This is a genomic window from Roseicella frigidaeris, from assembly GCF_003258945.1.
Lineage (GTDB): Bacteria > Pseudomonadota > Alphaproteobacteria > Acetobacterales > Acetobacteraceae > Paracraurococcus > Paracraurococcus frigidaeris.
Genome location: NZ_QLIX01000006.1, coordinates 253,381 through 262,748 on the forward strand (window position 1 = coordinate 253,381; position 9,368 = coordinate 262,748).

At 68.3% G+C, this 9,368-nt stretch carries 6 protein-coding genes and 1 tRNA gene; 6 read left to right on the forward strand and 1 reads right to left on the reverse strand.

Annotated elements, in window-relative coordinates:
* Positions 1-65: 65 nt before the first annotated feature.
* Positions 66-1,067, forward strand: a complete 1,002-nt coding sequence (locus DOO78_RS11355) for an NAD-dependent epimerase/dehydratase family protein (RefSeq protein WP_111469867.1) — start codon at positions 66-68, stop codon at positions 1,065-1,067.
* A 10-nt stretch (positions 1,068-1,077) separates the two neighbouring features.
* On the opposite strand, the gene DOO78_RS11360 is transcribed toward DOO78_RS11355, so the two are convergent.
* Positions 1,078-2,169 (reverse strand): TRAP transporter substrate-binding protein, encoded by a 1,092-nt coding sequence (locus tag DOO78_RS11360; protein ID WP_111469868.1) that lies wholly within the window; start codon positions 2,167-2,169, stop codon positions 1,078-1,080.
* Between the two features lie 162 nt (positions 2,170-2,331).
* On the opposite strand from DOO78_RS11360, the gene DOO78_RS11365 reads away from it, so the two are divergent.
* The 5 genes from DOO78_RS11365 (at position 2,332) to DOO78_RS11385 (ending at position 9,292) form a co-directional block, all read left to right on the forward strand.
* Positions 2,332-2,422, forward strand: a tRNA-Ser gene (locus tag DOO78_RS11365).
* 318 nt (positions 2,423-2,740) lie between these two features.
* Positions 2,741-6,136, forward strand: a complete 3,396-nt coding sequence (gene hsdR / locus DOO78_RS11370) for a type I restriction-modification system endonuclease (RefSeq protein WP_111469869.1) — start codon at positions 2,741-2,743, stop codon at positions 6,134-6,136.
* The gene (locus DOO78_RS11375; RefSeq protein WP_111469870.1) at positions 6,136-6,687 is read left to right on the forward strand and encodes a hypothetical protein; all 552 of its coding nucleotides are present in this window, start codon (positions 6,136-6,138) and stop codon (positions 6,685-6,687) included. Before hsdR ends, DOO78_RS11375 begins: the two co-directional genes overlap by 1 nt.
* Positions 6,684-8,141 carry a class I SAM-dependent DNA methyltransferase gene (locus DOO78_RS11380; RefSeq protein ID WP_111469871.1) on the forward strand — a complete coding sequence of 486 codons (1,458 nt, stop codon included), beginning with the start codon at positions 6,684-6,686 and terminating at the stop codon, positions 8,139-8,141. The genes DOO78_RS11375 and DOO78_RS11380 overlap by 4 nt, the downstream gene beginning before the upstream one ends.
* Positions 8,138-9,292: a restriction endonuclease subunit S gene (locus tag DOO78_RS11385; protein ID WP_111469872.1), complete on the forward strand. Its 1,155-nt coding sequence runs from the start codon at positions 8,138-8,140 to the stop codon at positions 9,290-9,292. The genes DOO78_RS11380 and DOO78_RS11385 overlap by 4 nt, the downstream gene beginning before the upstream one ends.
* Positions 9,293-9,368 lie beyond the last annotated feature (76 nt).

The following is a 9,368-nucleotide window of genomic DNA, read 5'->3' on the forward strand; positions in this document are numbered from 1 at the left end:
CCGGCCGAGTTCCGCCGCGGAGGGTTCTGGCCTATCTGGGGCGCGGACAGAGCGGAGCGCCGGCCATGAAATTCCTCGTCACCGGCAGCGCCGGCTTCATCGGCTTCCATGTCGCCGCCCGGCTGCTCGCGGCCGGGCATGCGGTGGCGGGGATCGATGCCATGGTCCCCTATTACGACGTGCGGCTGAAGCAGGCCCGGCATGCCGAGCTCGCCCGGCACCCGGGCTTCACCGCCCATATTTTCGACCTGACCGATGCGGCGCGGCTCGAGGAGGTGATGGCGCGGGAGGCGCCGGAGGTGGTCATCCACCTCGCCGCCCAGGCCGGCGTCCGCTACGCGCTGGAGCATCCGGCCAGCTACGTCCACGCCAATATCGGCGGCACCTTCGCCCTGCTCGAGGCCTGCCGGGCGCAGCCGGTGCGCCACCTGCTCATGGCCTCGACCAGCTCGGCCTACGGCGCCAACACCGCCATGCCCTTCCGGGAGACGGAGGCGGTGGCGACGCCCCTCAACATCTATGCCGCCACCAAGCTGGCCACCGAACAGCTCGGCCATGCCCATGCCGCGATCCGCCGGCAGCCGATCACCATGTTCCGCTTCTTCACGGTCTATGGCCCCTGGGGCCGGCCGGACATGGCCTTCTTCAAGTTCACCGACGCGATCCTGCACGGCCGTGCCATCGACATCTACAACCATGGCCGGATGGAACGCGACTTCACCTATATCGACGATCTGGTGACGTCGATCACGCAGCTCGCGGACTACGTGCCGGAGGCCGGGCGGAAGGTGGCGGACTGCGATTCCGTCAGCCCGGCCGCGCCCTTCCGGGTGGTCAATATCGGCAATGCCCGGCCGGTGCCGCTGCTCGACCTCATCGCCGAGATCGAGCGGGCCTGCGGCCGGGAGGCGATCCGCACCTATCTGCCGATGCAACCCGGCGAGGTGCTGAAGACCTGGGCCGATACCAGCCTGCTCCGCGCCCTCACCGGCCAGGTGCCCTCGACCGGGATCGAGATCGGCATCCCGGCCTTCGTCGCCTGGTATCGTCGGCACTACGGGGTGTAGGGCAGCCGCCTCAGCGCCGCGCCGCCGCCTGGGCGAGGAAATTGTCGAAGGACAGCTCCGCCACCCGGAACCAGGCCCGCATGTCGTCGCGCGACTTCGACCAGGCCTCGTGGATCTTGCGGTATTCCGGGCTCTTGCCCGCCAGCTCCTGCTCGAGCGCCAGGGCCTCGCGGTAGCAGGCCTCCATCGCCTCCCGCGGGAAGGCGCGGAGCTGGGTGCCGCTGGCGAGCAGCCGACGCAGCGAGTCCGGGTTGCGGGTGTCGTAGCGCCCGACCATCCAGGTCGTCGCCTCGGCGCAGGCGGTGCGGATCGCCGCCTGATAGGCCTTGGGCAGGGCGTTCCACTGGTCGAGATTGGCGACGAAGCTGGTATTCGCCGCGCCCTCCCACCAGGCCGGGTAGTAGTAATAGGGCGCGACCTTGTTGAGGCCGAGCTTCTCGTCGTCATAGGGGCCGAGCCATTCGACGGCGTCGATCGTGCCGCGCTCGAGCGCCGGGTAGATGTCGCCGCCCGCGAGCTGCTGCGGCACGCCGCCGACGCGCGAGAGCACCGTGCCGCCGAGGCCGGCGATGCGCATCTTGAGGCCCTTCAGATCCTCGGTGCCGCGGATCTCCTTGCGGAACCAGCCGCCCATCTGCGCGCCGGTCGCGCCCAGCGGCAGGCTGTAGGCGTTGTACTGGCGGAACAGCTCGTTCAGCAGCTCGATCCCGCCGCCCTCGACCATCCAGGCGCTCTGCTGGCGGGTGTTGAGGCCGAAGGGGACGCCCGTCGCGAAGGCGAAGGCCGGATTCTTGCCGGTGTAGAAGGAGGCCGTGGTGTGGCAGGCCTCGACCGTGCCGGCCTGCACGGCATCGAGCGCCTGAAGCGCCGGCACCACCTCGCCCGGGCCGAAGACGCGGATCTGGAAGCGGTCCTCGGTGAGCTCGGCGACCGTCTTGGCGAAGACATGCGCGGCGCCGTGGATGGCGTCGAGGCTGGTCGGGTAGCTGCTGGTCAGCCGCCAGCGCAGCGCCGGCGCCTGGGGCTGCGCCAGGGCAGGCATGGCAAGCGGGGCGGTGGCGGCGGCGAGCGTGCTGCCGCGCAGGATGTGACGGCGATGCATGGGTGCGGGTGACCTCCCGGGCTTGGTTCGGTGCCGGGAGGAACCACGGAAGCGGTCCGCGGAAAAGCCCCCGCCCCGGGCTGCCGCTGGGGTTGCCCTGGGCAGGCCGGGCCACTATGGTCCGCGCCCTCGCGGCGCCCCGGCAAGGGCGGCCGCGGCGCGGGATGGGTGGCCGAGCGGTCGAAGGCGCGCGCCTGGAAAGTGCGTATACGTCAAAAGCGTATCGTGGGTTCGAATCCCACCCCATCCGCCAGTCATTCTCCGACCTCCCGATAGCAAAGCGCCACCTTCCGTCCAAAACGCCAGTATATTGGCGGCTTCTCGCCGTGGCTCTGGACTGTAGAGAGGGCAAACGGCGCCGTTTCGGCTCTTCGGAGACGCCATATTCTCCGGACCTCTGGACTGCGGGCAAACGGTACGCCGGGAAAGGCCCAGGCATTCCAAGCACTTTGGGTCCGGCCTCGCGGGCGGTGTTGTAATCCCGTTTCCCTCGTTGCCGTACTGCGCGCGCCGAATCACGGTACGGAACGCTTGCTCGTAACGGGTCCCGCCTGTTCCATAGCGGCGTCGCATGCCGGTCACTCTCCCTCCCTCTGCCAATTTCGGCTTCCTCGCTCGTTACGATGCGGGGCTGGTGGTGGTCGCGACCCGGGCCGAGCAGTACTTCCCGGACGACCCCGTCACCTCCCTGATGAAGCTTCGACAGTTCGGCGAGATGCTTGCGCAGCAGATCGCCGCGCGGACCGGCGTGTTCACCACGATGGAGGAGAGCCAGGCCGAACTCCTGGCGCGCCTGCGCCGTGAGGGCACCGTCCCGCGGGACGTGCTCGACGTGTTCCACGACCTGCGGCGGCGCGGCAACGATGCCACGCATGGCCATCAGGGCGACCATGCCGAGGCCATGGCCGCGCTCCGACTCGCCCGACAGCTGGCCATCTTCTTCCACCGCACCTTCGGCGACCCGAAGTTCAAGCCCGGCCCCTTCCAACCGCCGCGCCCGCCGGCTGACGCCACCGCGGAGCTGCAGGCCGAGATCGAGCGCCTGCGCGCCGAGCGGGACGCGAGCCTGACGACCGCCGAGCGCGCTCGCGAGGCGGCCAAAGCGGCCGAGGCACGCGCCCAGGCTGAGGCGGCTGACCGCGCCGTGTGGGAGGCGCTGGCCGCCGAGGAGCAGTCCGCCCGTTCGGCCCTCGCCGCAGAACTTACCGCGCTGCAGCAGGCTGCCGCGACCTCCCCGCCCGCGGCACAGCAGACCATCAGCCTCCTTGCGTTCCAGGCCGCCGAGGCCCTCGATCTCGACGAGGCCAGCACCCGCGACCGCATCGATGCGCAACTCCGCGCGCGCGGCTGGGAGGCCGACAGCCGCACCCTGCGCTACGCCGCCGGCGCTCGGCCCGCCAAGGGCCGCAACTTGGCCATTGCCGAGTGGCCCACGACCAGCGGTCCTGCTGACTACGCCCTATTCTGTGGCCTGACCTGCGTCGGAGTGGTCGAGGCCAAGCGGCGCAACCGGAACGTCGCCGCCGCCTTGGGTCAGGCGGGCCGCTACGCCCAGGGCTTCCTGCCCGAGGCTGGAACCGAGCTGCCCGCTGGCGGCCCCTGGCCGGCCGACAGCCAAGGACAGGAGCCGGCCTACCGGCTACCGTTCCTCTTCTCCGCCAATGGGCGCGGCTACCTCAAGCAGATCGAGACCCAGTCCGGCATCTGGTTCCGCGACGCCCGCGCGCCGACCAACCACGGGCGCGCCCTGTCCGACTGGTACACCCCGGACGGGCTGCTTGCCCTGCTCGGGCAGGACCAGACCAAGGCGCAGGCGGAACTTGCCCAGAAGCCCTTCGACTTCGGCTTCGAACTGCGCCCCTATCAGCGCCGCGCCATCGAAGCGGTGGAGCGCAACCTCGCCGAGGACGGCCACCGCACCCTGCTGCTCGCCATGGCCACCGGCACAGGCAAGACCAAGCTGGCCATCGCCATGCTCTACCGGCTGCTCGCCACGCGGCGCTTTCGGCGGGTTTGCTTCGTGGTGGACCGTACCTCGCTGGGCGACCAGGCCGGCGGCGAGTTCCGCACCACTCGCGTCGTCGGCGCCAACACCTTCGCCGACATCTTCGGGCTTAAAGGGCTGAACGAGGTCGCGCCTGACGAGGCGACCAAGGTGCACATCTGCACTATCCAGTCCCTCGTGAAGCGCATCCTCTACGCCGAGACGCCGGAGGACGTGCCGGCGGTCGATCTCTACGACCTCATCGTCGTGGACGAATGCCACCGCGGCTACACGCTCGACCGCGAACTGGGGGACGCCGAACTCGGCTTCCGGAGCGAGGCCGACTACGTCTCGAAGTACCGCCGCGTGCTGGAGCACTTCGACGCGGTCAAGATCGGCCTCACCGCCACCCCCGCACTGCACACCACCGAGATCTTCGGCCGCCCCGTCTTCACCTACGGCCTGCGTGAAGCGGTGGTGGATGGCTACCTCATCGACCAGGAGCCGCCGATCCGCATCGAGACGGCGCTTTCCCAGGCCGGCATCCACTTCCGGCAGGGCGAGGAACTGCCGCTGCTCGACCCGCTGACCCAGGCGATCGACCTCACCACCGCCCCGGACGATCTCGACTTCGAGGTGGAGAGCTTCAATCGCCGGGTCATCACGCAGGAATTCAACCGCGTCGTCGCCGAGGAACTGGCGAAGCACATTGATCCAAGCCTGCCCGGCAAGACGCTGGTCTTCGCCGCCACCGACGCGCATGCCGACATCGTGGTGAAGGCCCTGAAGGACGCCTTCGCCGCCGCGTATGGCGAGATCGAGGACGGCGCGGTCCAGAAGATCACCGGCAGCATCGACAAGCCCGGCCGGATGATCCGGCGCTTTCGCAACGACGCGCTGCCGAAGGTCGCGGTCACGGTGGACCTGCTGACCACCGGCGTGGACGTGCCCTCCATCGTCAACCTGGTCTTCCTGCGCCGGGTGAACAGCCGGATCCTCTACGACCAGATGATCGGCCGCGCGACGCGCCGCTGCGACGCGATCGGCAAGGAGACCTTCCGAGTCTTCGATGCCGTCCGCCAATACGACGCCATCCAGGCCTTCACCGAGATGAGGCCCGTGGTGGTCGACCCGAAGCTGTCCTTCGAGCAGTTGCTAGAGGAACTCGCCGAGGCGACCGACCCGGTCTTCCGCGCCGCCGTCCGCGACCAGTTGCTCGTCCGGTTGCGTCGGCGCATCGGCAAGCTCAGCCCGCAGGCGGCCGAGGCGTGGGAGAACGCGACGGGCGAAAGCCCCGCCGACACCCTGGCACGCGCGCAGGGCGCCACGCCCGAGGACCTGGCCGAGTGGGTCAAGGCTCGCCCCACCCTCGGCCCCATCCTTGACTGGAACCCGGAAGGCGGGCGCCCTCTGCCGCTCGCCGTGTCCTACCACCCCGACAGCCACCACAGCACGACGGTTGGCTACGGCGCCGCGGGCCGGCCTGAGGACTACCTCTCGGCCTTCGCCACCTTCCTTCGCGAGAACGGCAACACGCTCGCCGCCCTGCAGACCGTGCTGACCCGCCCGCGCGAGCTCACCCGCGCCGTGCTGAAGGAACTGGCGATGGCGCTGCAGGCCGAGCATTTCACCGAGGCCACCCTGCGCGCCGCCTATCGCGACGCCACCAACCAGGACATCGCGGCTGGGCTGATCGGCTTCGTCCGGCAGGCTGCGCTTGGCGACGCGCTGGAGCCTTGGGCGGTGCGGGTGGATCGCGCCATGGCCCGGCTACGCGCCCGCCAGGCGTGGACCGCGCCGCAGCGCCAATGGCTCGATCGCCTCGCCGGCCTAGTGAAGGAGATGGGCGTCGCCGATCCGACCCTTCTCGATGAGGGCCTGTTCGCGCAGAACGGCGGCATGAAGCGACTCAACACGGTTTTCGGTGGGCAGCTCGCCTCCCTGCTCGCCGACATCAACGAAGACGTCTGGAAGGCGGCCTGATGCAGATCACCAAAGATCAGGTCGAATGGGCCGTAATCCTGCGCCTGCGGGACATGCTCCGCGCAAGCCCGCAGGCCGAACATGACGTGACGCAGGCCTTTGCGCTGTTCTCGTCCATCGTTTGCTGGATTGCACAACGGATGCGAACGAAGGGGTCGAGCCCTAACGATCTGGCCGCACGCCGCTTCTATGAACGGATGAAGACCGAGGGGTTTGGCCAGTTTGGTCACGGGGAACCCCAGAATACGCAGTCTGTGGCCGACGCCATCGTCCTTATTCGAAATGCTGTCGCTCACGCAGACGGCAGTTCTGTTGAATCTCTGTGCCGAACTCCGGCGGGGAGCCAGCCAAGGCTCGTCGGCTATGCTGTTCAATCCACCAAAGACAATAAGATCGTCGCCACCTTAGCCCTAACCCCTGACATGATGATCCGCTTTAGGATGTGGATTGCGGACGAGTTCATCGCCGATATGACGCGCGATGACACACAGCAACCTCGACCAATCTGGGCCGAGGAAGTCAATCGCGGAGTGAAGGAAGCGCGTCCTTGAGCGGTACCACCACCAACCTGGTCCAGCGCCTCTGGGGCCTGTGCAACATCCTGCGCGATGACGGCATCACCTATCAGGACTACGTCACCGAGCTGACCTACCTGCTGTTCCTGAAGATGCTCGCCGAGACTGGGCGGGAGGAGCTGGTCCCGGCCGATTGCCGCTGGTCCGGCCTGACGGCGCGCGAGGGCGATGCACTGCTGACGCATTACCGCGCGACGCTGCTGAAGCTCGGCACCTCCGGCCATCCCGGCATCCGCACGATCTTCGACAACGCCCAGACCAGCCTCCGCAAGCCGGCCAACCTGCGCGAGTTGGTCGGCGCGCTCGACCGGCTGGACTGGTACTCGGCGAAGGAGGAGGGCCTCGGCGACCTCTATGAAGGGCTGCTGGAGAAGAACGCCGCCGAGAAGAAGTCTGGCGCCGGCCAGTACTTCACCCCGCGCGCGCTGATCGACAGCATGATCCGTCTGCTGAAGCCCCGCCCCGGCGAGGTGATCCAGGACCCCGCCGCCGGCACCGGCGGCTTCCTGGTCGCGGCGGATCGCGCCATCAGGTCGGCGACCGACGACCTCTTCGCTCTGCCCAAGGCGCAGCAGGAGTTCCAGCGGCGCGAGGCGTTCCGAAGCCTTGAGCTGGTGCCCGGCACGCACCGGCTGCTGACCATGAACCTGCTGCTGCACGGCATCGAGCCGGATGGCGTGAAGGGCGGCGACGCGCTCGGGCCCGATGGCGAGGCACTGGGGAGCGCGGACCTGATCCTCTCCAACCCGCCCTTCGGCACGAAGAAGGGCGGCGGGCGGCCGGTGCGCGGCGACTTCACCATCACCGCCGACACCTCCAACAAGCAGCTCGCCTTTGTGGAGCACATCGTCCGCGCACTGAGGCCGGGGGGCCGCGCCGGCATCGTGCTGCCGGACAATGTGCTGTTCGCCGATGGCGTGGGGCGGGAGCTGCGGCGCTGGATGATGGAGGTGGCCAACCTGCACACCATCCTGCGCCTGCCGACCGGGATCTTCTACGCCCAGGGCGTGAAGACCAATGTCGTGTTCCTGCGCCGCGGCACGACGGCCCGCCGGAACACGCAGGCGGTGTGGGTGTACGACATGCGCGCCGGCCAGCCGGCCTATGGCAAGACCCGCCCGCTGCGCGCCGAGGACTTCGCCGCCTTCGAGGCCGCCTATGGCGAGGACCCGAACGGCGGCGCGGCGCGCGAGGACGAGGGCGCGGAGGGGCGGTTCCGACGCTTCACGCGGGAGGAGATCGCGGCGCGCGGCGAGAACCTCGACATTTCCTGGCTGCGCGGCGACGACACGGCGGCCGAGGACGCGCTGGAGGAGCCGGAGGACATCCTAGAGGCGATCCGCACACATCTGGCGCGGGCGATGGTGGAGGTGGAGGCGTTGGCCGGGGAGCTGAACGGCAACGGCGAGCGCGCGGAGGCGGCGGAGTGAGTGAGAATCTGCCTACCTCGTGGGCGGTTCTGCCGCTGGCGCGCGTAGCCGACCTGCAACTTGGCAAGATGCTCGACAAAGCCAAGAATATCGAAGGCCAGACACACCAATACCTGCGCAACGTGAATGTCCGGTGGGGCTGCTTTGATCTCTCGGATCTAGCAGTGATGCGCTTCACTCCCAACGAGGCCGCGAAGTTCTCGATCGCAGACGGCGACGTACTGGTGTGCGAGGGCGGTGAACCAGGCCGCGCAGCGGTTTGGCGCGGTGGGCCAACGCCTCTGAAGTTTCAGAAGGCGCTGCATCGCGTTCGACCTTCCAGCGCATTGCTTGCCGACTGGATCGCGCATTATCTGACTCACATCGCGCAGACTAGCGAAATCGCGCAACATTTCACCGGTACGACAATCAAGCATCTTCCAGCGCAGGCGTTGGGCGGCATCGAAGTGCCGATCCCACCCCCCGCCGAGCAGCGCCGGATCGTGGCGCGGATCGAGGCGCTGTTCGCCCGCACCCGCCAGGCCCGCGCCGACCTGCTGCGCATCGCGCCGCTCGCGAAACACTACCAGCAACGGGTGCTGGACAGCGCGTTTCGTGAGGGAGCGCTTGATGGATGGCCGGAGACGCCGCTTGCCGACATCGCCACCGAGACACGGAATGGAATCTCCGCGAAACCCGCTAATGAGCCGCCCGGTGTGCCAATTCTGCGCATTTCGGCCGTTCGACCAGGGCGGGTTTCGCTGGATGATGTCCGCTATCACCGACCGGACAGCGATCTTGCCGCGCATCCGTATCTGCTTCGAGATGGCGACCTTCTCTTTGTCCGCTTCAACGGCAACGCCGATCTGGTCGCCGCTTGCGGCACCGTGCGCGGGCTCTCTGCGCCGCGCGTCTACCCGGACAAGCTCATTCGCATGCGCCTTGATCCGTCGGTTGCGATTCCCGAGTTCGTGGAAGCGGCAGTCGCAACAACCGACGCGCGAAGGAACTTGGCCGGCAGTATCAAGACAGCCGCGGGTCAGCACGGAATCTCAGGCACCGACCTCCGGCGCCTTTGCATCGCGCTGCCAAGCGTCGACAAGCAGCGTGAAGTTGCAAGCGCTCTCACGGTAGCCACGGTCTCCGCTAAGAGCCCATCCGGGAAGTTCTGATTCAGGCGGAGGGGGTTGCGGCCAGCCGTCGCAGCATGATGCGGATCATGGCCAAGCGGACGAAGGCGCAAGCGAT

Bases quoted from the DNA above. Each gene is read 5' to 3' on its own strand.
- DOO78_RS11355 (WP_111469867.1), top strand. From the start codon at position 66: ATGAAATTCCTCGTCACCGGCAGCGCCGGCTTCATCGGCTTCCATGTC.
- DOO78_RS11360 (WP_111469868.1), bottom strand. From the start codon at position 2,169: ATGCATCGCCGTCACATCCTGCGCGGCAGCACGCTCGCCGCCGCCACC.
- hsdR (WP_111469869.1), top strand. From the start codon at position 2,741: ATGCCGGTCACTCTCCCTCCCTCTGCCAATTTCGGCTTCCTCGCTCGT.
- DOO78_RS11375 (WP_111469870.1), top strand. From the start codon at position 6,136: ATGCAGATCACCAAAGATCAGGTCGAATGGGCCGTAATCCTGCGCCTG.